29 protein-coding genes and 1 other RNA gene are annotated in these 25,833 nt (G+C 60.2%); 16 read left to right on the top strand and 14 right to left on the bottom strand.

Annotation, left to right across the window (positions count from 1 at the left end; translation table 11 throughout):
• Nucleotides 1-77 precede the first annotated feature (77 nt).
• Entirely contained in the window at nucleotides 78-1,721 is a 1,644-nt protein-coding gene (locus ACQY8Q_RS08410; protein ID WP_428426179.1) for an FAD-binding dehydrogenase, read from the top strand.
• A 49-nt stretch (nucleotides 1,722-1,770) separates the two neighbouring features.
• On the opposite strand, the gene ACQY8Q_RS08405 is transcribed toward ACQY8Q_RS08410, so the two are convergent.
• Nucleotides 1,771-2,760, bottom strand: coding sequence for a Bug family tripartite tricarboxylate transporter substrate binding protein (locus tag ACQY8Q_RS08405; protein ID WP_428426178.1), 990 nt, complete (start codon nucleotides 2,758-2,760; stop codon nucleotides 1,771-1,773).
• A 118-nt stretch (nucleotides 2,761-2,878) separates the two neighbouring features.
• Nucleotides 2,879-4,684 (bottom strand): ABC transporter ATP-binding protein/permease, encoded by a 1,806-nt coding sequence (locus ACQY8Q_RS08400; RefSeq protein ID WP_428426177.1) that lies wholly within the window; start codon nucleotides 4,682-4,684, stop codon nucleotides 2,879-2,881.
• Nucleotides 4,685-4,901: 217 nt separating this feature from the next.
• Here ACQY8Q_RS08400 and rpmE point away from each other — a divergent pair, with 217 nt between their 5' ends.
• Entirely contained in the window at nucleotides 4,902-5,123 is a 222-nt protein-coding gene (gene rpmE, locus ACQY8Q_RS08395) for a 50S ribosomal protein L31 (protein WP_113242022.1), read from the top strand.
• Nucleotides 5,124-5,206: 83 nt separating this feature from the next.
• Here rpmE and ftrA read toward each other — a convergent pair whose 3' ends face one another.
• On the bottom strand, nucleotides 5,207-6,193 hold the full coding sequence (gene ftrA / locus ACQY8Q_RS08390; protein ID WP_428429713.1) for a transcriptional regulator FtrA: 987 nt from the start codon (nucleotides 6,191-6,193) through the stop codon (nucleotides 5,207-5,209).
• Nucleotides 6,194-6,281: 88 nt separating this feature from the next.
• On the opposite strand from ftrA, the gene ACQY8Q_RS08385 reads away from it, so the two are divergent.
• The 8 genes from ACQY8Q_RS08385 to ACQY8Q_RS08350 all read left to right on the top strand — a co-directional run bounded on the left by ACQY8Q_RS08385 (nucleotide 6,282) and on the right by ACQY8Q_RS08350 (nucleotide 10,914).
• Nucleotides 6,282-6,710: a rhodanese-like domain-containing protein gene (locus ACQY8Q_RS08385; RefSeq protein ID WP_428426176.1), complete on the top strand. Its 429-nt coding sequence runs from the start codon at nucleotides 6,282-6,284 to the stop codon at nucleotides 6,708-6,710.
• A gap of 68 nt (nucleotides 6,711-6,778) precedes the next feature.
• Nucleotides 6,779-7,108: an ArsR/SmtB family transcription factor gene (locus ACQY8Q_RS08380; RefSeq protein WP_428426175.1), complete on the top strand. Its 330-nt coding sequence runs from the start codon at nucleotides 6,779-6,781 to the stop codon at nucleotides 7,106-7,108.
• Nucleotides 7,105-7,587, top strand: a complete 483-nt coding sequence (locus ACQY8Q_RS08375; RefSeq protein WP_428426174.1) for an SRPBCC family protein — start codon at nucleotides 7,105-7,107, stop codon at nucleotides 7,585-7,587. Before ACQY8Q_RS08380 ends, ACQY8Q_RS08375 begins: the two co-directional genes overlap by 4 nt.
• 166 nt (nucleotides 7,588-7,753) lie before the next feature.
• A complete protein-coding gene (locus ACQY8Q_RS08370) occupies nucleotides 7,754-8,170 on the top strand; it encodes a GFA family protein (RefSeq protein ID WP_428426173.1) in 417 nt (138 codons plus the stop codon).
• A 119-nt stretch (nucleotides 8,171-8,289) separates the two neighbouring features.
• Nucleotides 8,290-8,934 (top strand): lysophospholipid acyltransferase family protein, encoded by a 645-nt coding sequence (locus ACQY8Q_RS08365; RefSeq protein WP_428426172.1) that lies wholly within the window; start codon nucleotides 8,290-8,292, stop codon nucleotides 8,932-8,934.
• Nucleotides 8,931-9,881: a phosphatidate cytidylyltransferase gene (locus ACQY8Q_RS08360; RefSeq protein WP_428426171.1), complete on the top strand. Its 951-nt coding sequence runs from the start codon at nucleotides 8,931-8,933 to the stop codon at nucleotides 9,879-9,881. The genes ACQY8Q_RS08365 and ACQY8Q_RS08360 overlap by 4 nt, the downstream gene beginning before the upstream one ends.
• 5 nt (nucleotides 9,882-9,886) lie before the next feature.
• The gene (locus ACQY8Q_RS08355; RefSeq protein ID WP_428426170.1) at nucleotides 9,887-10,273 is read left to right on the top strand and encodes a hypothetical protein; all 387 of its coding nucleotides are present in this window, start codon (nucleotides 9,887-9,889) and stop codon (nucleotides 10,271-10,273) included.
• Nucleotides 10,270-10,914 carry a CDP-alcohol phosphatidyltransferase family protein gene (locus tag ACQY8Q_RS08350; RefSeq protein WP_428426169.1) on the top strand — a complete coding sequence of 215 codons (645 nt, stop codon included), beginning with the start codon at nucleotides 10,270-10,272 and terminating at the stop codon, nucleotides 10,912-10,914. Before ACQY8Q_RS08355 ends, ACQY8Q_RS08350 begins: the two co-directional genes overlap by 4 nt.
• Nucleotides 10,915-11,001: 87 nt before the next feature.
• On the opposite strand, the gene ACQY8Q_RS08345 is transcribed toward ACQY8Q_RS08350, so the two are convergent.
• The 3 genes from ACQY8Q_RS08345 to ACQY8Q_RS08335 form a co-directional block, all read right to left on the bottom strand.
• Nucleotides 11,002-11,520 carry a DUF1465 family protein gene (locus tag ACQY8Q_RS08345; protein ID WP_037099944.1) on the bottom strand — a complete coding sequence of 173 codons (519 nt, stop codon included), beginning with the start codon at nucleotides 11,518-11,520 and terminating at the stop codon, nucleotides 11,002-11,004.
• 387 nt (nucleotides 11,521-11,907) lie between these two features.
• Entirely contained in the window at nucleotides 11,908-12,096 is a 189-nt protein-coding gene (locus tag ACQY8Q_RS08340; protein ID WP_428426168.1) for a DUF1192 domain-containing protein, read from the bottom strand.
• Entirely contained in the window at nucleotides 12,093-13,373 is a 1,281-nt protein-coding gene (locus ACQY8Q_RS08335) for an MFS transporter (protein WP_428426167.1), read from the bottom strand. Before ACQY8Q_RS08335 ends, ACQY8Q_RS08340 begins: the two co-directional genes overlap by 4 nt.
• A gap of 178 nt (nucleotides 13,374-13,551) precedes the next feature.
• Here ACQY8Q_RS08335 and ACQY8Q_RS08330 point away from each other — a divergent pair, with 178 nt between their 5' ends.
• The 3 genes from ACQY8Q_RS08330 (at nucleotide 13,552) to ACQY8Q_RS08320 (ending at nucleotide 15,696) form a co-directional block, all read left to right on the top strand.
• On the top strand, nucleotides 13,552-13,707 hold the full coding sequence (locus ACQY8Q_RS08330; protein WP_113242012.1) for a hypothetical protein: 156 nt from the start codon (nucleotides 13,552-13,554) through the stop codon (nucleotides 13,705-13,707).
• A 335-nt stretch (nucleotides 13,708-14,042) separates the two neighbouring features.
• Nucleotides 14,043-15,344: a sensor histidine kinase gene (locus tag ACQY8Q_RS08325; protein ID WP_428426166.1), complete on the top strand. Its 1,302-nt coding sequence runs from the start codon at nucleotides 14,043-14,045 to the stop codon at nucleotides 15,342-15,344.
• Nucleotides 15,337-15,696: a response regulator gene (locus ACQY8Q_RS08320; protein WP_428426165.1), complete on the top strand. Its 360-nt coding sequence runs from the start codon at nucleotides 15,337-15,339 to the stop codon at nucleotides 15,694-15,696. The genes ACQY8Q_RS08325 and ACQY8Q_RS08320 overlap by 8 nt, the downstream gene beginning before the upstream one ends.
• A gap of 20 nt (nucleotides 15,697-15,716) precedes the next feature.
• On the opposite strand, the gene ACQY8Q_RS08315 is transcribed toward ACQY8Q_RS08320, so the two are convergent.
• The 6 genes from ACQY8Q_RS08315 to tkt all read right to left on the bottom strand — a co-directional run bounded on the left by ACQY8Q_RS08315 (nucleotide 15,717) and on the right by tkt (nucleotide 22,891).
• Nucleotides 15,717-16,637, bottom strand: coding sequence for a PhzF family phenazine biosynthesis protein (locus ACQY8Q_RS08315; RefSeq protein ID WP_428426164.1), 921 nt, complete (start codon nucleotides 16,635-16,637; stop codon nucleotides 15,717-15,719).
• 174 nt (nucleotides 16,638-16,811) lie between these two features.
• Complete coding sequence (locus tag ACQY8Q_RS08310; protein ID WP_428426163.1) at nucleotides 16,812-17,837, bottom strand: class I fructose-bisphosphate aldolase; 1,026 nt, start codon at nucleotides 17,835-17,837, stop codon at nucleotides 16,812-16,814.
• 204 nt (nucleotides 17,838-18,041) lie between these two features.
• Nucleotides 18,042-19,241 (bottom strand): phosphoglycerate kinase, encoded by a 1,200-nt coding sequence (locus tag ACQY8Q_RS08305; protein ID WP_428426162.1) that lies wholly within the window; start codon nucleotides 19,239-19,241, stop codon nucleotides 18,042-18,044.
• A 13-nt stretch (nucleotides 19,242-19,254) separates the two neighbouring features.
• Nucleotides 19,255-19,821, bottom strand: a complete 567-nt coding sequence (locus ACQY8Q_RS08300) for a putative glycolipid-binding domain-containing protein (RefSeq protein ID WP_428426161.1) — start codon at nucleotides 19,819-19,821, stop codon at nucleotides 19,255-19,257.
• Nucleotides 19,822-19,825: 4 nt separating this feature from the next.
• Nucleotides 19,826-20,836 carry a type I glyceraldehyde-3-phosphate dehydrogenase gene (gene gap, locus ACQY8Q_RS08295; protein WP_428426160.1) on the bottom strand — a complete coding sequence of 337 codons (1,011 nt, stop codon included), beginning with the start codon at nucleotides 20,834-20,836 and terminating at the stop codon, nucleotides 19,826-19,828.
• Nucleotides 20,837-20,908: 72 nt separating this feature from the next.
• Complete coding sequence (gene tkt, locus ACQY8Q_RS08290) at nucleotides 20,909-22,891, bottom strand: transketolase (protein WP_428423502.1); 1,983 nt, start codon at nucleotides 22,889-22,891, stop codon at nucleotides 20,909-20,911.
• Between the two features lie 338 nt (nucleotides 22,892-23,229).
• Between tkt and ACQY8Q_RS08285 the strand changes: the two genes are divergently transcribed.
• The 3 genes from ACQY8Q_RS08285 to ssrS all read left to right on the top strand — a co-directional run bounded on the left by ACQY8Q_RS08285 (nucleotide 23,230) and on the right by ssrS (nucleotide 24,130).
• Complete coding sequence (locus tag ACQY8Q_RS08285) at nucleotides 23,230-23,502, top strand: DUF4164 domain-containing protein (protein WP_318413834.1); 273 nt, start codon at nucleotides 23,230-23,232, stop codon at nucleotides 23,500-23,502.
• 30 nt (nucleotides 23,503-23,532) lie between these two features.
• On the top strand, nucleotides 23,533-23,910 hold the full coding sequence (locus ACQY8Q_RS08280; RefSeq protein WP_428426159.1) for a cell division protein ZapA: 378 nt from the start codon (nucleotides 23,533-23,535) through the stop codon (nucleotides 23,908-23,910).
• 60 nt (nucleotides 23,911-23,970) lie between these two features.
• Nucleotides 23,971-24,130: non-coding RNA, 6S RNA (ssrS, locus tag ACQY8Q_RS08275), on the top strand.
• A gap of 20 nt (nucleotides 24,131-24,150) precedes the next feature.
• Here ssrS and ACQY8Q_RS08270 read toward each other — a convergent pair.
• Nucleotides 24,151-25,026 carry a LysR family transcriptional regulator gene (locus ACQY8Q_RS08270; RefSeq protein ID WP_428426158.1) on the bottom strand — a complete coding sequence of 292 codons (876 nt, stop codon included), beginning with the start codon at nucleotides 25,024-25,026 and terminating at the stop codon, nucleotides 24,151-24,153.
• A 318-nt stretch (nucleotides 25,027-25,344) separates the two neighbouring features.
• Complete coding sequence (locus ACQY8Q_RS08265; protein ID WP_428426157.1) at nucleotides 25,345-25,557, bottom strand: transcriptional regulator; 213 nt, start codon at nucleotides 25,555-25,557, stop codon at nucleotides 25,345-25,347.
• Nucleotides 25,558-25,833: the final 276 nt, after the last annotated feature.

Here is a 25,833-nt window from a genome sequence, read left to right as displayed (position 1 = left end):
TTTCCGGCCATGCTGCCGTTGCCCTGACGTTTACGTGTGCGTAATGTTCAGGTGGGTGGAATTGCAGGAGGGTGCCGATGGATTGCGATGTTCTGGTGATCGGGGCGGGGCTTGCGGGTCTCGTGACCGCAGTGGAGGCTGCCGATCGCGGTCTGCGGGTCATCGTTCTCGATCAGGAAGGTGAACAGAACCTCGGCGGCCAGGCCTTCTGGTCACTCGGCGGTCTTCTGTTTATCGATAGCCCCGAGCAGCGGCGCCTGCGCATTCGCGATACGCTCGATCTAGCCCGCCAGGACTGGATGGGGTCGGCGCAATTCGATCGCCCAGAGGATTTCTGGCCGCGCCGCTGGGCGGAGGCCTATCTCGATTTCGCGGCGACTGAAAAGCGCGCCTGGCTGCACAGTCAGGGGATGCGCTGGTTTCCGGTGGTCGGTTGGGCGGAGCGTGGCGGCGGTCTGGCCGATGGCCACGGAAATTCGGTGCCGCGTTTCCATGTGACATGGGGGACTGGACCGGGCGTTCTGGCACCGTTCATAACCCGGGCAAGGGCGCTGGAGGCGCGGGGGCGCATCCGTTTCCGCTTTCGCCATCAGGTCAACGAACTGATCATGAGCAGTGGGGCGGTTACCGGTGCACGCGGCTCGGTTCTCAAAAATGACGGTGTGCCGCGCGGTCAGCGCAGTTCGCGCGAGGTGGTCGACGAGTTCTGGTTCGAGGCCGGCGCCGTCGTCGTCTCGTCCGGCGGCATTGGCGGCAATCACGATATGGTCCGCCGCCAATGGCCGGTCGATCGCCTTGGCCCGCCGCCCAAGGTCATGGTTAGCGGTGTGCCCGACTATGTCGATGGCCGCATGGTGGAAATCGCCGAGCATGCGCGCGGATCGGTGATCAACAAGGATCGCATGTGGCACTATACCGAGGGCTTGAGAAACTTCGATCCGGTCTGGACGAACCACGGCATTCGCATCCTGCCCGGGCCATCCTCGTTCTGGTGCGATGCTGACGGCAACCGGTTTGCAGCACCTGCCATGCCGGGCTTCGATACGCTCGGTACCTTGAAAGCGATCCGCAAGACAGGGGCTGACTATAGCTGGTTCATCCTGACCAAGGCGATCATCAAGAAGGAGTTCGCGCTGTCCGGCTCCGAGCAGAACCCGGATCTGACGGGAAAGAATATACCGCTGCTGTTGAAGCGGCTTGGTAAGAACCCGCCGGGGCCGGTGCAGGCCTTCATGGACAAGGGCGAGGACTTCATCGTTCGCGACCGGCTGGAGGATCTGGTTGAGGCGATGAATACGTTGAGCGGCGAGGGGCGGCTTTCGCTGGAGCATTTGCGTGGTCAGATCGAGGCGCGTGACCGGGAGATCGGCAACCCGTTCTCAAAGGACGCCCAGATCACTGCCATCCGCGGTGCTCGCAATTATCTCGGTGACAAGCTGATGCGGACGGCGAAGCCGCACCGGCTGCTTGATCCGAAGGCTGGGCCGCTGATTGCCGTGCGTCTGAATATCCTGACACGGAAGACGTTGGGTGGCCTGCAGACCGATCTGAATGGCCGGGTGCTGGAATTGTCAGGCGCGCCGGTTCCAGGGCTCTATGCGGCCGGCGAGGTCGCCGGGTTCGGTGGCGGCGGAATGCATGGCTACAACGCGTTGGAAGGGACGTTTCTCGGCGGGTGCCTGTTTTCGGGGCGGATCGCCGGGCGCAGCGTCGGCCTCTGATCCGGCGGTGAAAAATGCTCCCCGCATCGACCGGGGAGCATTCTTATCTTTAATCCAGCTGGACGTTGGCGTCCTTGACGACCGGACCCCATTTCGCCAGCTCGGCCGTGACATGGGTGGCCAGATCTTCCGGCGTCGAGGCGACGATCGTGGCGCTGAAATCCTTCATCTTCTCAGCCACCGTCGGGTCTGCGAGCGCTTTCTTGGCCGCAGCATTCAGCCGGTCGATGGCTTCCTTCGGTGTGCCCGCCGGGGCAAACAGCGCATTCCAGGTATAGGTCTCATAGCCCGGGATGGTCTCGGCGATGGTCGGCACATCCGGGAAGGACGATGCCCGTTCCTTCGTCGTCACTGCGAGCGCCCGCAAAGTGCCGGACTTGATATGGCCGGAGGACGACGGCAGATTGTCGAACATGATCGGTACTTGGTTGCCGATGACATCGTTCAGCGCCGGGCCGGATCCCTTGTAGGGTACGTGCTGCATGCTGACGCCTGCCATCTTCTTGAACAGTTCGCCGGAGAGATGCAGCGGCGTGCCATTGCCGGAAGAGGCATAGGAATATTTCTCCGGTTCGGCCTTTAAGAGAGCCACCAGTTCCGCGACGTTCTTGGCCGGCAGCTCCGGGTTGACGACGAGCACGTTGGGCACGAGCACCAGCAGCGAGACCGGAGCGAAATCCTTTTCCGGATCATAGGGTTTGGTCTTCAGGATCAGCGGGTTGAGCGCGTGGGTTGCGACCGTTCCCATCAGGATGGTGTAGCCATCCGGTTCGGCCCGTGCGACCCGGTCCGCGCCGAGATTGCCACCGGCACCGGCAACGTTTTCAACGACGACCTGCTGGCCGAGATCGTCGGACATTTTCTGCCCGATGATGCGAGCGACGACGTCGGTCGAACCGCCTGCGGCAAATGGCACGACGAGGGTTACCGGGCGATCAGGAAACTCCTGCGCCTGTGCTGCGGTGCCAAGCGCAAGCGCCGATGCTGCCACCATTGCAAGAGCAAGTGCAGTGCGTCGCTTCACTAAAGATAAAGCCATTCAGATCTCCTCCCAAGGACGTTGCTGTCTGGAAAACGGCTCAAACCGTTTCTGCCTCCAACAATAGCGCTGGAGGCCCGCAGAGCAACCTTGGATGAGGGATTAACCGTTAAGCGCGTCAGCCGAGCGTAACGACCTTGCCTGTTTCCGGCGCATCATAGTCGAATTGCAGCCGGGCAAGCTTGGCATAAAGGCCACCCTGGCGGACGAGGGACGCATGCGTGCCTTCCTCGACGATCCGGCCCTGATCCAGCACCAGGATGCGGTCGGCCTTCAGAACGGTTGCCAGGCGGTGGGCGATGACCAGCGTCGTGCGTTCGCGCATCAGGCCATCCAAAGCCTTCTGCACCAGCGTTTCGCTTTCCGCATCGAGTGCAGAGGTTGCCTCGTCGAGGAGAAGCACGGGCGCGTCCTTGAGGATCGCACGGGCAATGGCGATGCGCTGCCGCTGGCCGCCCGAAAGGGTGATGCCGCGTTCGCCGACCTGCGTGTCATAGCCCTGATCGAGCCTGGCGATGAATTCATCCGCCTGGGCAGCAACGGCCGCTGATTTCACCATGTCACGCGATGCCGATGGCAAACCGAAGGCGATATTGTCATGGATCGAGGCGGCAAAGATCGTCACGTCCTGCGGTACGATGGCAATACGGCGGCGCAAGGCTTCCGGATCGACGGCGCGGATATCGGCGCCATCGACGGAAATTGCGCCCTTGACCGGATCGTAGAAGCGCAGAAGCAGCGAGAAGACCGTGCTCTTGCCAGCACCCGACGGGCCGACGATGGCAACCGTCTCGCCCGGCTTGACGGCAAAGCTCAGGCCCTTGACGCTCTTGTAGCCAGGCCGCGACGGATAGGCGAAGTGTACGTCGTCAAAGGTCACCGCACCCTGTGCCGGTTCCGGCATCGGCAATGGGTTGGCCGGTCCGGTGATTTCTGGCTGTTCGACCAGCAACTCGCTCAGGCGCTCCGCAGCACCTGCTGCCTGGGAAAGTTCACCCCAGACTTCGGAAAGTGCACCGAGACTGCCGGCGGCAAAGACCGAATAGAGCAGGAACTGGCCGAGCGTACCGGCCGACAGAGCGCCGGACAGCACGTCCTGCGCACCAAACCACAGGACGGCGACGACGCTGCCGAAGATCATGGTGATGGCAAAGGCTGTGAGAATAGAGCGGGCCTTGATGGCGGAGCGTGCCGCCTCATAAGCGCTTTCGACGGAGCTGCCATAGCGGGCCTGCGCTGCCGCTTCGCCATTGAACGCCTGAACGGTACGGGCGGCGGAGATAGCTTCGCCGGCATAGGCCGAGGCGTTGGCCAGCGTATCCTGTGCCTCACGCGACCGGCGCCGCACCGAGCGGCCGAAACCCACCAGCGGGAAAACGATGACAGGGATCGCTGCGATCACCAGGCTCGACAGTTTCGGGCTGGTATAGACCATCATGCCGATGGCCCCGAGACACAGGATGATATTGCGCAGCGCCACGGACGCGGTTGCGCCGACGGCGGATTTGATTTGCGTCGTATCGGCCGTCAGCCGCGAGACGATCTCGCCGGACTGGTTGACATCGAAGAAGGACGGGGAAAGCCGGGTGATGTGATCGAACACATCGCGGCGCAGATCAGCGACGATGCGCTCGCCGAGCGTGATGACGAAATAATAACGGCAAGCGCTCGCCAGGGCCAGAATGATCGCCAGGATCATCAGCATCGAGAAGTAGGTGTTGATGAAGCCGGAATCGGAATTCGAGAAGCCGTGGTCGATCATCCGGCGCACGGCCATCGGCAGCGTCAGGGTGGTCACGGCTGCGGCGACCAGCGAAATGCCGGCTCCTATGACGAGATTGCGATAGCGCTGGATATACGGCAGCAGCTTGACCAGCGGGCGGACTGACTTTCGTCCCGCCGGTTGAACGACCTCATTCGACACATGACCTCCAATACCGGAAGAAGCTGCAAAACTCGTATGAGTCTTCTCCGGCGGTACTTGTTATCCTAATGACCATCATGTATAGGCACGGCATCAAATTGGGAAGCCGTGGTCCCTTCAGTGGTCTGCGGCATCATTTACGTGTTCGGTCCCCATGCCGCAATGGCCCGCTAATGGCTTGCGACAATTGGACCCTGGAACTTGCAGGAAGATTGTTATGAAGGCTGATATCCATCCCGCTTACCACATGATCAAAGTCGTCATGACAGACGGTACCACGTACGAAACCCGCTCGACATGGGGTACAGAGGGCCAGACCATGAACCTCGAGATCGACCCGACGTCGCACCCGGCATGGACCGGCGGCAACCAGCAGATGCTGGACCGCGGCGGCCGCGTTTCCAAGTTCAAGAAGCGCTTCGAAGGCCTCGGCCTCTAAGCTTCCTACTAGACGATATTGTCGAGAAAGCCCGGTTTTACCCGGGCTTTTTTGCGTTGCAGATTGAACAGTCTTTCGGCGTGTCATGACGTCTTGCCGAAAGCCTCCTTGTAGGCGGCGGGTGTTGTGGACAGGTGCTTACGGAAATGATGTCGCAATGTCGCCGTCGTTCCGAAACCGGCAATCTCGGCCACCGTCTCGACGGACACATTCGACGTCTCCAGCAGATCGCGGGCACGGGACAAGCGTTCGGCCAGCAGCCAGCGTGCCGGTGTTACGCCCGTCGCCGCTTCAAAGCGCCGCAGGAACGTGCGCGTGCTCATACCTGCGCGCATCGCCAGTGCCTCGACCGAGTGATCGCCGCCCAGATGCGCGCGCATATCATCCAGCAATGGACCGAGCCGGCTGCTCTCATGGGGCTTGGGAACCGCCTGCGCGATGAACTGCGCCTGGCCGCCGTCACGGTGGGGCGGAACGACGAGCCGGCGCGCAACGGTATTTGCGGCTGCCGTGCCGAAATCGCGGCGGATCAGATGCAGGCAAAGATCGAGGCCGGCAGCGCTGCCCGCTGATGTCAGGACACTGCCCTCGTCGACATAAAGCACATCAGGCGTGACCAGAATTTCCGGGTATCGCTCCTTCAGGATATCCGTATAGCGCCAATGCGTCGTTGCGCGTTTTCCGGACAGAAGCCCGGCGGCGGCGAGAACGAAGACGCCTGAGCAGATCGAGAGTATCCGCGCACCGCGATCATGCGCGCTGTTCAGCGCGTCGCAGAGAGCAGCAGGCACCGGCGTCTCGACGCCGCGCCAGCCGGGAACGATGATCGTATCGGCCTGTGACAGAAGCTCCAGCCCACCGTCGACGACAAATCGCACGCCGCCTGTCGCTCGCATTTCACCATCATCGATCCCGGCAACGGCAAAACGGTACCAGTCCGGCCCCATTTCCGGCCGCGAAAGGCCGAAAACCTCGACCGCAACGCCGAATTCGAACGTGCACAGGCCATCATAGGCGATGGCAACGACGAGGGGATTGCGGTTGGACGGGGCTTGATGCGTGTTTGGCATGATATCGATCATATATGGCAATAGTGCCACCTGCAACTCCGGTCGGATGTGGACTAGGAATGTGACCGTCATCACAACGGAGGCCGAAATGAGCTTTGTCACCGACTATCCCGCCGCATCGTCCGATGCCGTTATCGATCATTTCCTGAAGCGCCTTTCGGTAGAGACCGATTGTGCCGACGTGGCCTCTGCTCTGGCCTCGGGCGGGCAGGATTTTGTCCTTCTGCATGTCGTCGGTTCGCCCGACGCCTATGCGCGCCGCCATGTTCCAGGCGCTCTGCACCTGCCGCACCGCGAAATGACGCATGAGCGCATGGCGGAGTGGCCGGCAGATACGCTGTTCGTTGCCTATTGCGCCGGTCCCCATTGCAATGGGGCGGATCAGGCTGCGCTGAAGCTTGCGCGGCTTGGACGACCGGTGAAGATCATGATCGGCGGCATTACTGGATGGGCGGATGAAGGGCTGCCCTTTGCGTCAGGTTCCGAGCCAGGCGCTTTTGCCAAAGCGGCGGCGTGAGCGTCGATCGGTTCAGACGAGAACCAATAGTATTGACTAATCAATTAGTGTGTGCTATTTGAATTGTCATGATTGAGGCGACCGATATTACCACTGTCCTACGCACCCTTGCCGACCCGACGCGGCGCGCTGTTCTCGAGCGCGTCGCCGGTGCCGACGAGATAACCGTGGTCGAACTGACGCGCGGTAGCGGCGTGACGCAAGGGGCCATCTCGCAGCATCTGAAATCTTTGAAGCAGGCGGGCCTGGTCGTCGAGCGGCCGGAAGGCCGCAATGTCTATTATCGCGCCCGGCCGGAAGGCCTCGAGCCGCTGGCCGACTGGATGGGCCATTACGGCGCCTTCTGGCGTGACCGCTTCGCCAATCTCAGAACCCTGCTCAAGGAGATAGATCCATGACCGATGCTGTATTGAAGGCCGATACGCAGGAGATCGTGCTTGAAGAGGTATTCCCGCATGCGCCCGAGACGATCTGGAAAGCGTTGACATCAGGCGATTTGATTGCCCGGTGGATGATGGCCCCGGCGGGGTTTGCGGCGGTCGAGGGAACGCATTTTACCTTCAAGACGGCACCGGCGGGAGAATGGGACGGCGTCATCCGATGCCAGGTGCTGCAGGTGATCCCCAAGCAGCGCCTAGCCTATGCCTGGACAGGCGGGCACGCGGGCAATTCCGGCTATGGCTCCCCGCTCGATACTGTCGTGACCTGGGTGCTGACCAAGGTCGAGGGAGGGACACGCATCCGGCTTGTCCATTCCGGGTTTGTGCTACCGAGGAATGATACGGCCTACCAGAACATGAGCAATGGCTGGAAAAAGGTTGTTCGAAACCTGGATGCGGTGGTGGCTGAACAGGAGGGGACGAAGTCCCTGCATTAAGGACGCCCGGGGCAGGCCTGCTCGCTGAAGCCGGCTGGTTTCCACGCGCATCGTCGCTGAAATCATAACACGACCGCTAACGCGCCTTTGCGGTTTGCCCGCAAGCGCCGAAGGCTAACCCGTGTGCGGACGGCTTTTGTTTTCAACTGCAACTGGAGGAGAAGAGATGAGCATGGCTTTCAAGGGCGGATGTGCCTGCGGCGCGATCCGTTACGAGATTACTGCAGAACCGATTTTCATGAACGAGTGCCAGTGCCGGGATTGCCAGCACAGGAGCGGCACGGGGCATGGCTCTTATCTTACATTCGCCGACCGTAAGGCTGTGACGCTTGAAGGGGAGGCGAAAGAATGGGCGGTTGCTGGTGACAGCGGCGGGATCAAGAGACACGCCTTTTGCCCCACCTGCGGATCGCCGGTCTATCTCACCTTTGCAGCCATGCCGGATTTCTTCACGGTGCATGCTGCAAGCCTTGACGATCCAAGCCGGTACAAACCGCAAGCAGCAACGTATCATATACGCGGTTATGACTGGGACTACCTAGACCCGGATCTGCCGAAATTCGACAGGATGCCAACGGCATAACGGACACGCCGGTTTAAATGCCCGCTTTGCACAGGAAGCATCAATGGATGCTTCCCTCGCGGCGCAACCGCCGCTAGAGTTCCCGCTGGCGTCACTGAGCTGACGGGGATGGGATAAGCATGAAGATCATGATTGCGGAGTTCGCTGCTGCGGCCTTCGTTCTGTTTGCCCGCGCGATAACCGCGGTTCGCGCCATCTGGCCGGAGCATGGATTGCCGTCGCGGCCTTGTGTCTATTTTGCCAATCATTCGAGCCATGGCGATTTTGTCCTGGTCTGGGCTGTGCTGCCGCCGAGACTGCGTAAGCTGGCGCGGCCGGTGGCCGGTGCCGAATACTGGCTGAAATCGAAGGTCAGCACGTTCATCGGCCGTGATGTCTTCAACGCGGTGCTGATCGAGCGCGAACGGGAAAACCGGACGCAGGACCCGATCGCTTTGATGGCAACGGCGATCGACGAAGGTTCGTCGCTGATCCTGTTTCCCGAGGGGACGCGCAACCAGACGGATGCGCGTCTTCTGCCTTTCAAGAGCGGCCTCTTTCATCTGGTCTCGGCACGGCCGGATGTTGATCTCGTGCCCGTCTGGATCAACAATCTCAACCGGGTGATGCCGAAGGGTGAGATCGTGCCGATACCGCTGATCTGCACCGTCACCTTCGGCGACGCTTTGCGCCTCGCACCCAACGAGGGCAAGGACGCCTTTCTGGAGCGGACGCGGGCGGCACTTCTGGCCTTGGCTCCAAAACCATTGGGAAGCGGCGAATGAATACGGCAAGCTCCGACCTCTTGACTCTGGTTTTCGGTATTTTCGGTGTCCTGATCTTTGCCTCTGCAATCGGCTACGTGCTGCAGCGGCGCTTTGCCGCCACTGGGCCGAATGCAGCGGTCGATAACCTCAATGCCCGCATCAAGGCCTGGTGGGTGATGGTCATCCTGATCGGCATCGCCTTCATTGCCGGCCGCGTCGGCGTCCTCATTCTCTTCGCCTTCTGTTCCTTTGCAGCCCTGCGCGAGTTCGTTACCCTGATCAATACCCGCCGCGCCGATCACTGGGCGCTGGCCTCGGCCTTTTTCGTCGTCCTGCCGATCCAGTATTATCTGCTCTGGGCCGAAGAGTACGGCATCTTCGCGATCTTCATTCCGGTCTATGCCTTCCTGTTGATGCCGATCATTTCCGTGCTGAGGGGAGACACCGAGCGGTTCCTCATCCGCATCGCAGAGGTGCAATGGGCGCTGATGATCTGCGTTTTCTGCGCGTCGCATGTGCCGGCACTGCTGACGCTCAACATTCCCGGCTACGAGGGGCGCAACGTTCTTCTGATCGCCTTTCTGGTGATCGTCGTGCAGTTGAGCGATGTGCTGCAATATGTCTGGGGCAAGCTGCTTGGGCGCACCAAGATCGCGCCGAACCTGTCGCCGTCAAAGACGGTCGAGGGTTTTGTCGGTGGCGTCATCAGCGCCACGCTGATCGGCGCGTCGCTGTGGTGGATCACGCCGTTTACGCCGTTTCAGGCGGGCGTTCTTGCTTTCATCATCACCCTCATGGGCTTTTTTGGTGGGCTGGTGATGTCGGCGGTCAAGCGTGATCGCGGTGTCAAGGACTGGGGTAACCTGATCGAAGGTCATGGTGGGTTGATCGACCGGCTCGATTCCGTTGTCTTCTCGGCTCCGATCTTCTTCCACATCGTGCGCTACTGGTGGTCGCTGTCGTGACGGCAATGCTCAGGCGCTTGGCGGGAAGCGGCACAGTGCATGTCCTGTTCGCCTTTCTGGCGATGGGCGGCTGGGCTGTGTTTGCCAATCGCGGTCATGCCATGCCGCAGCCGCTCTATTCGGGACTTCTGCAGGGCACGCTGTCGGCCTGCCTGACGCTGTTCCTGAAATCCGCGATCGACGCGCTGTCCAGACGCTTCACCGGCATCACACGATTCTGGCTGCCGCCTTCGATCGCCTGCCTAGGCTCGGCAAGCCTGCTGACCGCGTTGCATGCACTGATCGGCACGCCCGAAATCGCCAAAACCATCGCGGTGCCGTTGCTGGTGTCGACCAGCTATGCGGCAATCTACAATTATTCGATATCGAGAAGAAGAGGTGCGGGATCATGACGGAGACAGGCGACCGGCGGCCGCTGGCAAGCCGCAACACCCGATGGGCTGGAACCGTCGCCCGATGGCTGGCGGCACGGGCGATCACGCCCAACCAGATCTCTCAAGCCAGCATGGTGGCGGCAGCTCTGGCCGGTGGCGCATTCGTTCTGGCAGGGCAGAGCACGGGCGGCTTGCGGATACTCTGCCTGCTCCTGGCGATCCTGTTTTGCCAGCTCCGGCTGCTCTGCAACTTGTTCGACGGCATGGTCGCCGTGGAGGGTGGCAAGGGCGCGCCGGATGGGCCGTTCTGGAACGAGTTTCCCGATCGCGTCGCCGATCTCCTGATCTTTGCTGGCGTCGGCTATGGTATCGGTATGCCTGGGCTTGGCTGGGTGGCAGGAGCCTTTGCCGTGCTTACGGCCTATGTCCGCGAACTGGGCCGTGCCAACGGACAGCCAAGCGATTTTTCCGGCCCGATGGCCAAGCAGCACCGCATGGCCGCGATCACGGCCGCGGCTGCCCTCTCTATTCTGGAACCGCTGTGGAACGGCCACAATCAGGTGCTGATGGTGGCGCTGTGGATCGTTGCCATCGGAGCAGCACTCACGGCGGCTCGCCGTGGCCGGACACTGGTGCTTCGCCTGAAAGGCGCTCTCTAACATTAGCCCCCGCAAGCATCGCCTAAGAACAAAAAACCCGGCTCAATGGCCGGGTTTGACGTATCTGGTTGCCTGTTGGCTTGAAGATCAGTTGGTACCGAAGGCGGTCTGCAGCAGGTTGAGCTGGGCCTTGACGCCGTTCTGGTTGTCCGGAAGGAAGTTCTGGGCTTCCTGCGGGCGGTAGATTTCGCGGTCGAGCAGGGCGACGCGGTTCTGCAGGCGCAGCGAGCGGTCGATCAGATCACGAAAGCCTTCCGGCAGGTCGTTCCAGCCCGGTGCGGTGCGATCGACGTTGAAGCTGTCGAGGCGGACCTTGTTCTTTTCAGACAGCACCTGTTCGCGGTTCATCTCGCCATTGTTGACGGCGCGCTGCAGCAAAAGCCAGGATGCCATCTGCATCAGGCGGGTGGTGAGGCGCATCGATTCTGCTGCGTAAAGCACGGATGCCATGCGCGGCAGGACCTTTGATGCGGTGCGGCCAGGACCGTCGAGATAGCTTGCCGTTTCTTCAACCAGGCCCATGCCTTCAGCGTAAAGCACCTTGAATTGCGCCGAAGACGCAGCGTGCCCCGCGAAGCTCACAGTATTCAATCCCCGTTCGGACATGGTTTGATTCCCTGGTTAAACGCATCGACTTGGTCAGGTAACGGATGGGTTAACGAAAAGTTTCCTGCCGTCCGTTTGATAGTTTGAACATGATCCCATAGCGCATTCCGCGCAAGCCTATTCTTAAGAAAGGGTTAATCTCCACAATTCTCTGCAAGTTGTGGAAAAAAAGACAAAAAAAGAGCCGCAAAAGCGGCTCTCAAGGTAAAACAGGGAGAAAAATCAGACCATTCGCCAATGGTGAAATGTCTGAGTCCAGAGCGATCCGGATGCCTCAGTAATACCTTATAATGCTTAATGATGTGTTTCGGCGGCCAGAATCGAGGCGAAATGTTGCCTTGTTTTCAATGGTCCGCCGTCGTGACGTTTCTTCGGCATGCAAAACTATTAGCGAAAGAAACTCTCGGCTGCCGATTTGCTTGCCGACTTTCTTTCCCGCTCTGCTTCCAGCCGCTCGATCTCCTGTTTCAACAAGTCGATGCGCAAGGAAAGTTCGTCGGCCGACAGCAATGCAAGGTCGCAGCCGATCTCATGCGCCAGCTGTTTCTTCGGGCGGTCATCGTCAAACAGGCTCATTGCGGCTTCCTTTCCGGCTCTTCGCTCGCTGGCTCCTCATCGAACGGCGCGGCGCGAGGCGACAGTTGCAGGCTCTCAGGCGTGGTCAGCGTACCCGGGTTGATCGTCGAATAGGCATCGCGTTCAGACGCCGGTACGGCGGCGCGCATGCGGCTGCGGAAGATCGCGTAAGCCGTAATCAGCACATGGGCGCAAGCGGTGATCATGAACAGGCCGTAGGGGCCGGTGACGGTCATGATCGGACCGCCAATGGTCGGGCCGATGATCGTGCCGATGCCGTAGAGCAGGAGCAGGCCGCCGGAAATCTTGACGAAATCCTCGGGCGTGGCAAAGTCGTTGGCGTGCGATACGGCGATTGGATAGAGCGCATTGGCGGTGGCGCCATAAATGCCGACGAGCGTAATCAGCATGATCACGTGGGTCGGTTCGATCAGGAAGATCAGCGTGCCGGCGACGGCCGCGATGGCGGCGAGCGCTGCGAGCACATAGCGGCGGTCGATCATGTCGGAGAGCCGGCCGGCGGGAAACTGCATCACCGCGCCGGCAAAGATCGTCGTACTCATCATCAACGCGACATTGCTGTCCGTCAGCCCGACCTGGCGGCCGAACACGGCGCCGAGAGTACCATAGGCCCCGTTGGCGATACCGACCAGCAGGATGCCGAGGAAGGAGATCGGCGAATTGCGATAGAGGCCGCGCAGGTCGAGGCTCACCTGTTTCAACGGCTGCGGCGAAGCGGCGGTCGAGAGCAGTGTCGGCAGCATGGCCAGGCAATAGACGATGCCGCAGATCATGAAGAATGTCGTCGTTCCGGTGTCTCCGAACGGGATCATCAACTGGCCGCCGACGACGCCCATCAGAGTGATGGCGATATAGAGCGAGAAGATGGCGCCGCGGCTTTCATTGGTGGCGCGCTCGTTCAGCCAGCTTTCGATGATCATCGAGGTGCCAGCTGTCGAGAAACCGGTAAAGGCACGCAGCACCACCCACCAGATCGGATCGACCAGCAGGCCGGTCAAAAGCGCGATGATGGCAAGCAGAGCAGCGAAGCCGCTGAAGGCGCGCACATGGCCAGCACGCTTGACGATCGTCGGGGCAAGCAGGCAGCCGAGCACGAAACCGCTGGCCCAGGAGGTGCCGAGCAAACCAAGCAGCGTCGTCGAATATCCTTCCGTCGTGCCGCGTACTGGCAAAAGCAGACTGTGCAAGCCGTTCCCAAGGAAAAGAAACAGCGTTCCAAGCAGGAGTGCGGCGACAGGAAGAAGGTTTTTTCGCATGTGAAATCCGCTGGTTCCGGGCTCCGACAAAACTAAGGCCATGCCTGCGCAATTGCCAGCCGGAATTTTTCATTGAGTGAGAATGCAAAAGACGCTCTAACCCAGATCGCGCGTAAAAGTGACGCGCGTGTGACGGGCCGGAAGCGTCCTTAAGCTCTTTTCAACAAATGAGAAAACAATGTCGAAAGCGTTAACGGTCATCCTGCTTTTGGCAATGCTGATCCAGGTTTTGAAGCCGCTGAACCTGCCCGGGCTGCGGCGGCGCAGTGATTTCTGGAAGATCGCCGTCTTTGCGATCGCGGTGATGATGATCACGGTGCTGATCCGGCCCTGAAACTTTGCTCAAAACCCGCTGCCGCCGGTCTTGCCGTTTCAAAATTGTGCGTTAAATCCCGTCCGTTGGTGAAAAAATTGATAGATTGACCTGCTTTGCGGTTGGCGTGAAAGGGCTTGGCCATGAGCCTTGGACTGATTGAAACTCGAGACGGTGAAGACGAATTCGAGTTTCTGGGAAATGGGGGCCAACTGGGCGGGCTCATTCGGGACCGTGACTGGGCTTCAACGCCAATCGGTCCGGCGCGTGATTGGCCCGGCTGTCTGAAGACGGCAACGTCGCTCTTGCTGCAATCTCCCGTTCCCATCGTCATGCTTTGGGGAGAGGAGGGCGTGATGATCTACAATGACGCCTATTCCATTTTTGCCGGTGGGCGGCATCCGCAGCTTTTGGGCTCGAATGTGCGGGAAGGATGGGCGGAGGTCGCGGATTTCAACGATAACGTCATGAAGGTGGGGCTTGCAGGCGGCAAGCTGGCCTATCGCGATCAGGAGCTTGTCCTGCACCGCAAGGGTGTGCCTGAGCAGGTCTGGATGGACCTGGACTATTCGCCAGTTCTGGATGAACGTGGAAAGCCTGCCGGCGTTGTTGCCATTGTGGTGGAAACCACCGAGCGCGTGCTCGCCGACCGGCGCAATGCCGCCGAGCATGAGCGGCTCCAGCAATTGTTCGAGCAGGCTCCGGCCTTCATGGCAATGCTGGAAGGTCCCCAGCACCGGTTCGAACTGGTCAACCCGGAATATCGCAAGCTGATTGGCGAACGCGAGGTTCTGGGAAAACCGGTCAGTGAAGCGCTTCCGGAAATTGCAGGCCAGGGGTTCGTCGAACTGCTGGATACTGTGTTTGAAACAGGCCACGCCGTCAGCCGCTTTTCCGAAAGAGTGCTGCTGCAAAGATCAGGCGAAACCGTCGAGGAGCGGTATCTCGATTTCGTCTATCAACCGATCAAGAATGATGATGGCAAGGTGACCAACATTTTCGTGCAGGGATCGGATGTGACCCTGCGGGTGCGCGGGGAAAACCATCAAAGGCTTTTGGTCAACGAACTCAATCACCGCGTGAAGAACACTTTGGCATCCGTGCAATCGATCGTCATGCAGACTTTGCGTGGCTCGCATTCGATGGACGAGGCAAGCGGGGCGATCAGCGCGCGCATCCTGGCCTTGTCGGCAGCGCATAACGTTCTGACGGATGAAAACTGGGATGGGGCAGACCTCTCGGTCATTGTGGCATCGTCAATTGATGCTTTCGATGGTCCTGCCCGGGATCGCTTCCGGATCAAAGGTCCGCATGTGCGGCTTGGGCCAAGGGCGGCGCTATCGATGTCGCTTGCCCTTCACGAGCTGGCGACCAATGCTGTCAAATATGGATCGCTGTCGAACGAGACAGGGTTTGTGATCATCGAATGGTCGGTCAGCAACAGAGGCGATGACGGCGTATTCATGCTCACCTGGAGCGAGATCGGTGGGCCATCGGCTCCCGTATCGGACCGCAAGGGTTTCGGTTCGCGTCTGATCCTGCGGGTTTTGCCGTTGGAACTCGGCGGAACGGCGTGGATCGATTACGGTCCGGAGGGATTTGTCTTCACGCTGGACACGACGCTCAGAGCTGTCGAGGAAAGTGCTTCCGGTGGATAGGCAGGGGAAAAAACGTGTCCTTCTGGTCGAGGACGAAGCCCTCGTCGCCATGCTTGTGGAAGACTATCTGACGGATCTTGGCTTCGATGTGGTCGGCCCCGCCATGCGGCTGGAGCCGGCGCTGCAAATGGCACAGACTGCGGATATCGACTTTGCCGTTCTCGACATCAACCTTGCCGGAAAACAATCCTTTCCGATCGCCGAAATCCTGCGCCAGCGTGGAATAGCCTTCCTCTTTGCCAGCGGATATGGCGCTGCCGGGTTGGCGGAGGGATTTGAACAGGTGCGCGTGCTGCAAAAACCCTTTGATCGCAATGATCTCGAAAAGGCAATGCAGCAAGCTACCTCGTAAGGGCTGCAGGGGCGCGTCGCCTAGAGAAGGATCGCGCCGCTCATCACGGTGGCGCATTGTCCGGCGATGCGGATGCTTTGGATGTCTCCACCGGATTTCTTTGCCGTTACGCCGATCACGCTTCGGCGCCCCATTTCGACGCCCTGCTCGATGGTGATTTCAATAACGGCGTCTGTGTCTGGCAACAGCGTAGTCAATAACGCGCCCAGTGCACCAGAGGCGCTGCCGGTTGCCGGGTCTTCAATAACATTATCGAGCGGCGCAAACATGCGGGCGCGCAGATGCCACGGGTTTTCCGGCTGGCGCGTGTAGAGAAACAGCGCAAACTGATCGTCTTCCGGTGAATATCGCCTGCCGGCCTCGGCAAAGGCTGCGGTGTTCGGGCAGGCCTTGCCCAGCGTTTCGAGATCGGCCAGTTCGGCCACCGCAAAGGGCAGGCCGACGGAGGCGATGACGGGGGCGTGTGTGGTGACGCAAATAGCTGCTACCTCGATCGAAGCGCAGCGGGCGATGGTTTCGCTTTCGACCTGTGGCCCAAGCGACAGCGGTTGAGGCGCGAAAATGCTCGTGCCAATCACGTGTCCTTCAGCGTCGCGCGTCAATGCGGCCTCGACAATTCCTGCTTTCTCCTCGAATCGGAGTGCATCGCCAGCCGGCTTGCCGAAAATATCGCCTTGGCGGCCAAGCACGAAGGCCGTGCCGACATTGGGATGACCGGCAAACGGAATTTCCATGGTCGGCGTGAATATCCGTACATGCGCCGTGTTGGCGGGGTCTTGCGGCGGCAGCACGAAGGTGACTTCGGAATAGCGGAATTCGGCGGCGATATTCTGCATCTGCCCATCCGTGAGGCCACGAGCATCCGGGATCACCGCAAGCTGGTTGCCGGAAAACCGTTCGCTGGTGAAGACATCGACGGTGACATAGGCAACGCTGTTCATGATGATTTTTCCCTTCGTGGATTCATTCGTACGTCAGGGATATCGCGCGCCGGGGATCATGCGAACAGAGTTTTTGTCACCCTGACAATCGAAGGAGCATCGTGGACTTTGCACCATAGAAAAAGCCCGGCCGCTTGCGCGAACCGGGCTTCCTCCCCCTCCGTAACTGTGACGTTACGCGGCTTTTTCGAGTTCTTTCTTCCAGCCGCCCTTGGCAGCAAGGCTGCACATTTCGGCGCGATGGCTGAAGGCACGCTGACCAGCGGCGACATTCTCCGGCTTACCGCTCCATGCGGCCAGTGCCTCGGTCTGCAATGCGCGGCCATAGGAGAAGGTCATGCCCCAGGGCAGGTCGTAGCCGGCCTTCATGGCGGAGAGATGCGCGGTTGCTTCTTCGGTGGACTGGCCACCGGAAAGGAAGGCGATTCCGGGAACAGCCGACGGCACGGTGCGCTTCAGAACCTTGACCGTACGTTCGGCGACTTCGGCGACCGAGGCTTTGCGCGCCTTCTTGCCATCGATGACCATGCTTGGCTTGAGGATCATGCCTTCAAGGCTGACGCGGGCATCGTTCAGCTCATTGAACACGATGCGCAATGTCAGTTCGGTCACTTCCTCCGAGCGTTCGATCGAATGGGTGCCCGGAGCACCGTCCATCAGTACTTCCGGCTCGACGATCGGCACGATACCGGCTTCCTGGCAGAGCGCGGCGTAGCGCGCGAGTGCCTGCGCATTGGCCTTGATGGCGCCGAAGCTCGGCAGTGTGTCGGAGATGGAGATCACGCCGCGCCATTTGGCAAAGCGGGCGCCGGCGTCATAATAGGTCTTGAGGCGGGCAGCGAGGCCATCGAGACCTTCGGTGATCGTCTCGCCCGGGAATTTTGCCATCGGCTTGGCGCCGGTATCGACCTTGATGCCGGGAACAGCGCCTGCAGCGCGGATGACGTCAACGAGCGGGGTGCCGTCGGCTGCCTTCTGGAACAGAGTTTCCTCGTAAAGAATGACGCCGGAAATATAGGCCTTCATCGCCTCGTCTGCACGAAACAGCATCTCGCGATAATCGCGGCGCGATGTTTCCGTCGATGTCAGGCTGATCGTCTCGAAGCGCTTGCCGATCGTTGCGGTGGATTCGTCGGCTGCCAGCAGACCCTTGCCGGTGGCGACCATGGCGGCTGCAATGTCTTCCAGTCTTTCGCTCATATGCGTTCTCCTGATTGTCCTGATGGATCGCGGATAGCAGAAGAATACGGCAACGAAAATGGAAGTTAAATTGTTTAAAACGATTAAAATAAATTTAATCGTTTGAAAGATTGGGATTATTTTGCATCGCATTCAAAAGTAGGTGCAGTGCAACGAAAAACCCCGGCGCGAGGCCGGGGTTGAAACGTCGCTGACTACTGACGCTTACCTCTGCTGATGCAGAATATCGACGCCAGGTAGCGGCTTGCCTTCCATCCATTCCAGGAATGCACCACCGGCGGTGGAGACATAGGTCAGGTCGTCGGCAACGCCGGCATGGTTCATCGCCGAAACCGTATCGCCGCCGCCGGCGACCGAGACGAGAGCGCCGCTCTTGGTACGGGAAGCCGCATGTTTGGCAACTGCGACAGTAGCCTTGTCGAAGGGGGCGATTTCGAATGCGCCGAGTGGGCCGTTCCAGACCAATGTTTCGGCCTTGCTGACCCATTCGTTGACGGCGGCGATCGACTTCGGTCCTACGTCGAGCACCATGGCATCGGCCGGGATCGCTTCGATATCGACCACTTCATTGTCGGCACCAGCCTTGAACTCGCGGGCGATGACGCCGTCGACCGGCAGGACGATGGCGCAACCGGCCGTCGCCGCTTCGATCATGATCTGCTTGGCGGTCTCGGCGAGATCGTGCTCGCACAGCGACTTGCCGACATTGGTGCCGCGTGCGGCGATGAAGGTATTGGCCATGCCGCCGCCGATGACGAGGGCATCGACCTTCTTTACGAGGTTCATCAACAGGTCGATCTTGGTGGAGACCTTGGCGCCGCCGACGATGGCGACGACCGGGCGCTTCGGATTGCCGAGACCCTTTTCCAGCGCCTCAAGCTCGGCCTGCATGGTGCGGCCGGCATAGGCGGGCAGCAGGCGGGCAAGGCCTTCGGTCGAGGAATGGGCGCGGTGGGCGGCGGAGAAGGCGTCGTTGACATAGATGTCGCCATTGGCCGCCAGCGCCTTGGTGAACTCGGTCTCGTTCTTTTCCTCGCCCTTGTGGAAGCGGGTATTTTCGAGCAGCAGGACGTCGCCGTCATTCATGCCGGCAATCGCCGCTGCGGCCTTTTCGCCGATGCAATCGGCGGCGAAATGGACCCGCTGGTCGAGAATGTCTTCGACGGCAGGGGCGATCAGTGACAGCGACATGTCGGCGACCGGTTCGCCCTTCGGACGGCCGAAATGGGCGAGAAGGATAACCTTGGCGCCTTTTTCGGAGAGTTCGCGGATGGTCGGTATGATACGTTCGATGCGGGTCGCGTCCGTCACCTGGCCGTCCTTGACCGGCACATTGAGATCGACGCGCACGAGCACGCGCTTGCCGGCGATATCGGTGAGGTCGTCGAGGGTCTTGAAAGTCATGGAGGATCTCCGGTCATAGTCTCTTGAAAAGGGTGGGATAGTCCATCACCAGCCCGTCCTCGTCCACCGGCAGTTCGGCGGTGAAGGAGCGGTCCTCGGCCTCGTAGCGATACAGCCGGTCGTCTTCGAGGCATGTATAGTTCTGGCCGTCGGGAAAAGGCTCGAACGTATCGAAGGGCACAAAGAGCATGGTGAGTCTGGCGGTGCCGTCCTTCGGCTTCAGGCCAAGGCGGCGGATCGGCAGGGTATTGGTGAAGGGCGTTCCGGCAAGATCGATATCGATACATCCGTCGAAGGCTGGAAGATGGGTGCCACTCGCATCGCGCCAGTGTCCCTTGCCGTCGGACGTCATGGCGAGCCGTCGGCCATCGGTCGTATCGATGCTGAAGGACACCACGGTCCAGGCCGCATCGCAGTCTATGGTGTATCGAACGCCGTAGGGGCGGCGGCCGCGTTCGCCGATCAGGACACTTGTGGCACGGATGGGGATGCCATCGGCTGGTCCGATCGTCAGGTGTTCGAGCCCTTCCCCTTCGAGCGGACGCCAGCGTACCGTCTTGAGGGAAGGGCGCTGAAACATGGCTTTAGATCAGCTTTGCCATCGCAACGGCCGTGTCGGCCATGCGGTTGGAGAAGCCCCATTCATTGTCGTACCAGGAGAGGACACGGACGAACTTGCCTTCCAGAACCTTGGTCTGGTCACTGGCGAAGATCGACGAATGGCTGTCATGGTTGAAGTCGCGCGAAACCAGCGGCTCGTCGGTGTAGCCGAGGATGCCCTTGAGGGCGCCATCGGAGGCTGCCTTGATGGCACCGTTGATTTCAGCAACCGTCGTGTCGCGTTTGGCAACGAACTTGAAGTCGACGACCGAAACGTTCGGGGTCGGAACGCGGATCGAAGTGCCGTCGAGCTTGCCCTTGAGGTGCGGCAGCACGAGACCGACAGCCTTGGCGGCACCGGTCGAGGTCGGGATCATCGACAGGGCAGCAGCGCGGGCGCGGTACAGGTCCTTGTGCATCGTGTCGAGCGTCGGCTGGTCGCCGGTGTAGGCGTGGATCGTGGTCATGAAGCCATGATCGATGCCGACGACGTCGTCCAGCGTCTTGACGACCGGCACCAGGCAGTTGGTCGTGCAGGACGCGTTGGAAATGACCAGGTGTTCCTTGGTCAGTTCGTGGTGGTTGACGCCGAAGACGACGGTCAGGTCAGCGCCATCGGCCGGAGCCGAAACGATGACGCGCTTGGCGCCGGCCTGAAGGTGCAGGGCAGCCTTGTCGCGCGACGTGAAGATGCCGGTGCATTCCAGAGCGATATCGACGCCCATTGCAGCGTGCGGCAGGGTTGCCGGATCCTTGATTGCCGTGACCTTGATCGGCTTGCCGCCGGCGACCGAGATGGTGTCGCCTTCGACCTTGACCTCGGCCGGGAACCTGCCGTGGACGGAATCGTAGCGCAGCAGATGCGCATTGGTCTCGACAGGGCCGAGATCGTTGATGGCGACGACTTCAATGTCGGTGCGGCCGGATTCGACAATGGCGCGAAGGACGTTGCGGCCGATGCGGCCAAAGCCGTTGATGGCAACTTTTACAGTCATTTCAGGTCTCTCCCTGTCTAAGGTCTCGATGTGGAAAACGGAGCGCGTTCTGACGCGCTCCGAAGGGGAAAATCAGGCAAGCTTCTTTTCGGCTGCTGCGACGATGGCGTCGGAGGTGATGCCGAAATGCTTGAACAGGTCCTTGGCCGGGCCGGAAGCGCCGAACGAGTGCATGCCGACAAAATCGCCATCGTTGCCGATGAAGTAGTCCCAGCCCTGGCGGACTGCGGCTTCTGCGGCGATCTTGACCGGTGCAGTGCCGATAACGGCCTTGCGGTAATCGTCCGGCTGTTCCTGGAACAGTTCGACGCAGGGAACCGAAACCACGCGGGTCGCAATGCCCTTGCCGTTCAGTTCGGCTGCAGCCTTGACGGCCAGTTCGACTTCCGAGCCGGATGCGAAGATCGAGACCTTGGCATTGTCGGCTGCGATCAGCTCGTAGGCACCCTTGGCCGAGAGGTTTTCGGCCGAATAGGTCAGGCGCGCCGGTGCCAGATTCTGGCGGGTCAGCGCCAGGCCGGATGGACGGTGCTGTTCCTTCAGCGCCTGCTGCCAGCATTCGGCGGTTTCCACCGCATCGGCCGGACGGAACATCAGGAGGTTCGGAATGGCGCGAAGGGCTGCCATATGCTCAACCGGCTCGTGCGTCGGACCATCTTCGCCAACACCGATCGAATCGTGCGTCAGGACATGGATGACGCGGATGCCCATCAGGGCAGCCAGGCGGATCGACGGACGGCAGTAGTCCGAGAAGATCATGAAGCCGCCGGAATACGGGATCAGGCCGCCGTGCAGGGTGATGCCGTTCATGGCCGCAGCCATGCCGTGTTCGCGGATGCCCCAGTGCATGTAGCGGCCGGAGAAATCGGTCGGGGTGATCGACGTCATCTGGCTGGTCTTGGTGTTGTTGGATGGCGTCAGGTCGGCCGAACCGCCGAGCATTTCCGGCACGATACCGTTGATGACTTCGAGCGCATCTTCGGATGCCTTGCGGGTGGCGATTGCCGGAGGGGCGTCGGCCAGCTTCTTCTTGTAGGTGTCGATGGCGGCATCGAGATTGCCCGGGAGTACACCGGCAAAACGGCGGGTGAACTCGGACTTCTTGCCGGCTTCGGTCGATGCCAAGCGGCCTTCCCAGGCCTTGTGCGCGTCTGCTGAGCGGCCACCGGCCGTGCGCCAGGCGTTCAAAACGTCCGCCGGGATTTCAAAGGCCGGGGCTTCCCAGTTCAGCGCCTTGCGGGCTGCCGCGATTTCCTCGGCGCCGAGCGGCGAGCCGTGGACCTTGTGGGTGCCCTGCTTGTTGGGGGCGCCGAAACCGATCACGGTCTTGCAGGCGATGAAGGTCGGGCGGTCGGATTTCTGGGCTGCCTCGATGGCTGCCGCGATCTGGTCGGGATCATGACCGTCAACGCGGATCGTGTTCCAGTGAACAGCCTGGAAGCGGGCGATCTGGTCGGTCGAATCCGACAAGGAAACAGCACCGTCGATGGTGATGTTGTTATCGTCCCAGAACAGCACCAGCTTGTTGAGCTTGAGGTGGCCGGCGAGCGCAATGGCCTCGTGGCTGATGCCCTCCATCAGGCAGCCGTCGCCGCACAGCACATACGTGTGATGGCTCTGCAGGTCGCTGCCGAACTCTTCTTCGAGCTTGCGCTCCGCAATCGCCATGCCGACAGCATTGGCAATGCCCTGGCCGAGCGGGCCGGTGGTGGTTTCGATGCCGGAGGCATGACCATATTCCGGATGACCGGCGGTCTTGGAGCCGAGCTGGCGGAACTGCTTGATGTCCTCGATGGTCATGTCCTCGTAGCCCGTCAAATAGAGCAGCGAGTAGAGCAGCATCGAGCCATGGCCGGCCGACAGGACGAAACGATCGCGGTCTGCCCAGAGCGGCGCCTTCGGATCGAATTTCAGGTAACGGGAGAATAGCACCGTTGCCACGTCGGCAGCACCCATGGGTAGGCCGGGATGGCCGGAATTGGCCTTTTCAACGGCATCCATGGAGAGGAATCGGATTGCATTTGCCATCCGGTCGTGATTTTCGCGAGAGATCATTGTCTGTTCCGCTTGAGTTCGGTGGACAGGGGACGGTCTCTATCCTCCAAAGACCGTATGAGAAGCGGCTGACACATAGCACCTGCTTCGATGGAGTCAACAAATACGGGCTTTTTGACTGGGCCGGAAGGCGCTTTTTGAAGCGTTTTCCGCGTAATCCGTGCATATCCGCATGAAGTATGCTAATCGATTTAAAAATCGTGATCCACAGGTTCCGCAGTCTGTGCGGGCCGTCGGCGTTGTGAACACTTGCCGAATGGGTTTATTAGTGTGATTGGCTTGAAATACAGGCTCCGGGCGGCGATTCGACGCGGCCTGGTGCGTATCAGGAAAGCGTGATGGCGGCAGGAAAGACAGTCAAGGCGGCGATCGACGAGTTGCGTGGTGCATTGAGCAGCCTCGAAAATGCCATTGATGGACGGTTCGACCGGGAGCGGGATCGCGGCGAGATCGAAGGTGAAGTGCGGCGCGTCAACACCGACCGGTCACGGCTCGCCCAGGAGCTGGACCAGTCGCAATTCCGGGCAAACCGCCTTGAGGAAGTCAATCGCGAAGTCTCGCGCCGTCTGGTGACGGCCATGGAAACGATAAGGGCAGTGCTGGACCGCTAAGGCGTGGTCAGCCTGCGGGTCAGGTGACGTATGGCACAAGTAACGGTGACGATCGACGGCAAGGCCTATCGCATGGCATGCGAGGAGGGCCAGGAAGATCACCTGACCGAACTGGCCACCCGCTTCGACCAGTATGTCAATCATCTGAAGAGCCAGTTCGGCGAGATCGGCGACCTGCGCCTGACCGTGATGGCCGGTATCATGGTGATGGACGAACTCAGCGAAGTGAACCGCAAGCTGAAAAATCTTCATGAAGAGGCCGATGGCCTGAGACAGGGCCGCGCCGCGACCTTGTCCGATCAGCAGAAGAATGAGGATGCTCTGGCTTCGGCTCTCTCCGAAGTCACATCGCAGATCCACGACATTGCCGCCAAGCTCAGCGGCAAGGCTGCGCCTGCTTCGCATTGAATTTTGACAGTTTCGGCGCCTGCCACTGGCGCAAGCCGTCAATGCACTCTATATTCCAGTTGCGGTCTGCGCTTCCCGACAGGACACCACAATCCCTGGGGCCATACTCGATCCAAAGGGAGCTGTCCCTGACCTGGCCCGTGGGCTAGGTCACATGGCGCCCACCTACGTTTGTAGGCACCCAGGATCGTAAAAAGTCCATCGGTTGTGTGGATCGCACTTTTCCCCTTATGAAAACACCTATCCCTGCGCCGCTGGCCGAAAGGCCTCGCGGATGGCGTTGGACATGCTTTCGACGATCCGTTTGTTGCCGCGGGGCCTGGTTTTCATCACGACATTCGAAAAATCGATGACGTCGTAGCCGTCGGCGGCGGTCAGTTCGCGGCAACCGGCAGGGATGCTTGAGCGAGTGAGCGGGGCGATGGCAAGACCTGACGTGACGGCGGCGATCAGTCCGCTGCTGGTGCGGCTGATATAGGCGACCCGGCTATCGATGCCGCGTTTTGTCAGGCTGCGCAGTGCCAGTTCATCGCACCATCCGTTTTTCAGGTAGGTATAGGTGGCGATCGGCAGTGGCTGCCGTATGTGGGCGCCGTGCTGGTCGGATGTAACCCAGACGGTTGGATCGACCATCAATACTTCGTTGCGCGTTGGTCCGCCCGGCTCGAACACCACGGCAATGTCGATTTCGCCGGCATCGAGCGCTGCGAGGTTGGACATCGAGACGCCCTGCTGCACGGTCACTTCGACGCCCGGATGAACCGCGGCGAATGCACCCAGCGCCTTTGGCAGGGTCGAGTTGATATATTCCTCCGAGATGCCGATCCTGACCGAGCCATCCAGAGCCGGAAGCCGGATCGATGCGGCGGTGTCATCCAGCAGCGTGACGATACGGCGGGCGTTGTCCAGCAGCCGTATGCCGTGCCCGGTCATGTTGACGCCACGCGATCCGCGTTCGAACAGGCTCTCGCCCAGGATATCCTCGAGCTTCTTGATCTGCATGCTGACGGCCGATTGCGTGCGGCCCACGGTCTCTCCCGCCTTGGTGAAATTGCCGCTTTCGGCAACGGCGACGAAGGTGCGCAGAAGATCGCTTTCGAGAGGAGGAAACATCATTTCAGCCATCACCTTTTCTGATGACAGGCATGTTCGCAATTCGTTGGATTGATGTCAATGGACGTCCGATACTCCATGCGAACACGTCGGAGTTGTCCGGATATGAAGCACGATCATAGAACACGGCGGTGGCCCGCCATGCTGAGCAGATGGGTTTGGCGCACGCTTGCGCAATGGCAGCAGAAGCGCCGGGCGCGTCTGGCCTTCACGGAGATATCGCGTCGTAAAAGCGCGCATCTGCTGGAGGACATCGGTTTGAACAGAATGGATGCCGGATGCGATCTGCCTGACGGTGCCAGGCGGCACCGTTTCTGGATGTTATGAGATCAAATCCATCCGGGCCGCGCGGAAAATCGCTTCGGCGACATTGCCCGCCTGCAGTTTCTCCATAGCAGAGGCAAAGGCCTGCTCTATTCTCTCGTGGCAGATATCTGTTTCCCGGGTGATGTCTTCCCGGGTTCTTCCACGCGCCGCCAGTGACAGGCAGCGCAATTCCAATGCGTCGAGTTCTTGCAGCATCTTGTCCTTCATGGACATATCCGGCTCCGTATAAAAGCTGAACAGTTCCCCGCATCGCCGGAAGCGGGCACCGAACTGTTTTCCTGATGTTGATTGCAGCCCTCTCTTGCACGGCGGCAAGAGGACGCGAAAGTGGAACCGGTTTGCATGATGAACAGACTTCTAAAATCGTGCCAGTTTGGGAAAAACGCGCAGTTGTGTGGCAAAAAGCGGCAGATGTGCCGCTTGCGCGGTTTCCCTGGACCGGTTTGATGCATTAGAAATGAACACTGACAGAGCGGAGAGCAG

Source organism: Pararhizobium sp. (genome assembly GCF_965279435.1).
Classification (GTDB): domain Bacteria; phylum Pseudomonadota; class Alphaproteobacteria; order Rhizobiales; family Rhizobiaceae; genus Pararhizobium.
The sequence above is the reverse complement of the archived record's forward strand: the minus strand, read 5'-3'. Positions and strand labels throughout refer to the sequence as shown.

Coding starts and splice junctions, on each gene's coding strand:
- ACQY8Q_RS08410 (WP_428426179.1), top strand. CDS start 78: ATGGATTGCGATGTTCTGGTGATCGGGGCGGGGCTTGCGGGTCTCGTG.
- ACQY8Q_RS08405 (WP_428426178.1), bottom strand. CDS start 2,760: ATGGCTTTATCTTTAGTGAAGCGACGCACTGCACTTGCTCTTGCAATG.
- rpmE (WP_113242022.1), top strand. CDS start 4,902: ATGAAGGCTGATATCCATCCCGCTTACCACATGATCAAAGTCGTCATG.
- ftrA (WP_428429713.1), bottom strand. CDS start 6,193: ATGCCAAACACGCATCAAGCCCCGTCCAACCGCAATCCCCTCGTCGTT.
- ACQY8Q_RS08385 (WP_428426176.1), top strand. CDS start 6,282: ATGAGCTTTGTCACCGACTATCCCGCCGCATCGTCCGATGCCGTTATC.
- ACQY8Q_RS08380 (WP_428426175.1), top strand. CDS start 6,779: ATGATTGAGGCGACCGATATTACCACTGTCCTACGCACCCTTGCCGAC.
- ACQY8Q_RS08375 (WP_428426174.1), top strand. CDS start 7,105: ATGACCGATGCTGTATTGAAGGCCGATACGCAGGAGATCGTGCTTGAA.
- ACQY8Q_RS08370 (WP_428426173.1), top strand. CDS start 7,754: ATGAGCATGGCTTTCAAGGGCGGATGTGCCTGCGGCGCGATCCGTTAC.
- ACQY8Q_RS08365 (WP_428426172.1), top strand. CDS start 8,290: ATGAAGATCATGATTGCGGAGTTCGCTGCTGCGGCCTTCGTTCTGTTT.
- ACQY8Q_RS08360 (WP_428426171.1), top strand. CDS start 8,931: ATGAATACGGCAAGCTCCGACCTCTTGACTCTGGTTTTCGGTATTTTC.
- ACQY8Q_RS08355 (WP_428426170.1), top strand. CDS start 9,887: ATGCTCAGGCGCTTGGCGGGAAGCGGCACAGTGCATGTCCTGTTCGCC.
- ACQY8Q_RS08350 (WP_428426169.1), top strand. CDS start 10,270: ATGACGGAGACAGGCGACCGGCGGCCGCTGGCAAGCCGCAACACCCGA.
- ACQY8Q_RS08345 (WP_037099944.1), bottom strand. CDS start 11,520: ATGTCCGAACGGGGATTGAATACTGTGAGCTTCGCGGGGCACGCTGCG.
- ACQY8Q_RS08340 (WP_428426168.1), bottom strand. CDS start 12,096: ATGAGCCTGTTTGACGATGACCGCCCGAAGAAACAGCTGGCGCATGAG.
- ACQY8Q_RS08335 (WP_428426167.1), bottom strand. CDS start 13,373: ATGCGAAAAAACCTTCTTCCTGTCGCCGCACTCCTGCTTGGAACGCTG.
- ACQY8Q_RS08330 (WP_113242012.1), top strand. CDS start 13,552: ATGTCGAAAGCGTTAACGGTCATCCTGCTTTTGGCAATGCTGATCCAG.
- ACQY8Q_RS08325 (WP_428426166.1), top strand. CDS start 14,043: ATGATCTACAATGACGCCTATTCCATTTTTGCCGGTGGGCGGCATCCG.
- ACQY8Q_RS08315 (WP_428426164.1), bottom strand. CDS start 16,637: ATGAACAGCGTTGCCTATGTCACCGTCGATGTCTTCACCAGCGAACGG.
- ACQY8Q_RS08310 (WP_428426163.1), bottom strand. CDS start 17,837: ATGAGCGAAAGACTGGAAGACATTGCAGCCGCCATGGTCGCCACCGGC.
- ACQY8Q_RS08305 (WP_428426162.1), bottom strand. CDS start 19,241: ATGACTTTCAAGACCCTCGACGACCTCACCGATATCGCCGGCAAGCGC.
- ACQY8Q_RS08300 (WP_428426161.1), bottom strand. CDS start 19,821: ATGTTTCAGCGCCCTTCCCTCAAGACGGTACGCTGGCGTCCGCTCGAA.
- gap (WP_428426160.1), bottom strand. CDS start 20,836: ATGACTGTAAAAGTTGCCATCAACGGCTTTGGCCGCATCGGCCGCAAC.
- tkt (WP_428423502.1), bottom strand. CDS start 22,891: ATGATCTCTCGCGAAAATCACGACCGGATGGCAAATGCAATCCGATTC.
- ACQY8Q_RS08285 (WP_318413834.1), top strand. CDS start 23,230: ATGGCGGCAGGAAAGACAGTCAAGGCGGCGATCGACGAGTTGCGTGGT.
- ACQY8Q_RS08280 (WP_428426159.1), top strand. CDS start 23,533: ATGGCACAAGTAACGGTGACGATCGACGGCAAGGCCTATCGCATGGCA.
- ACQY8Q_RS08270 (WP_428426158.1), bottom strand. CDS start 25,026: ATGATGTTTCCTCCTCTCGAAAGCGATCTTCTGCGCACCTTCGTCGCC.
- ACQY8Q_RS08265 (WP_428426157.1), bottom strand. CDS start 25,557: ATGAAGGACAAGATGCTGCAAGAACTCGACGCATTGGAATTGCGCTGC.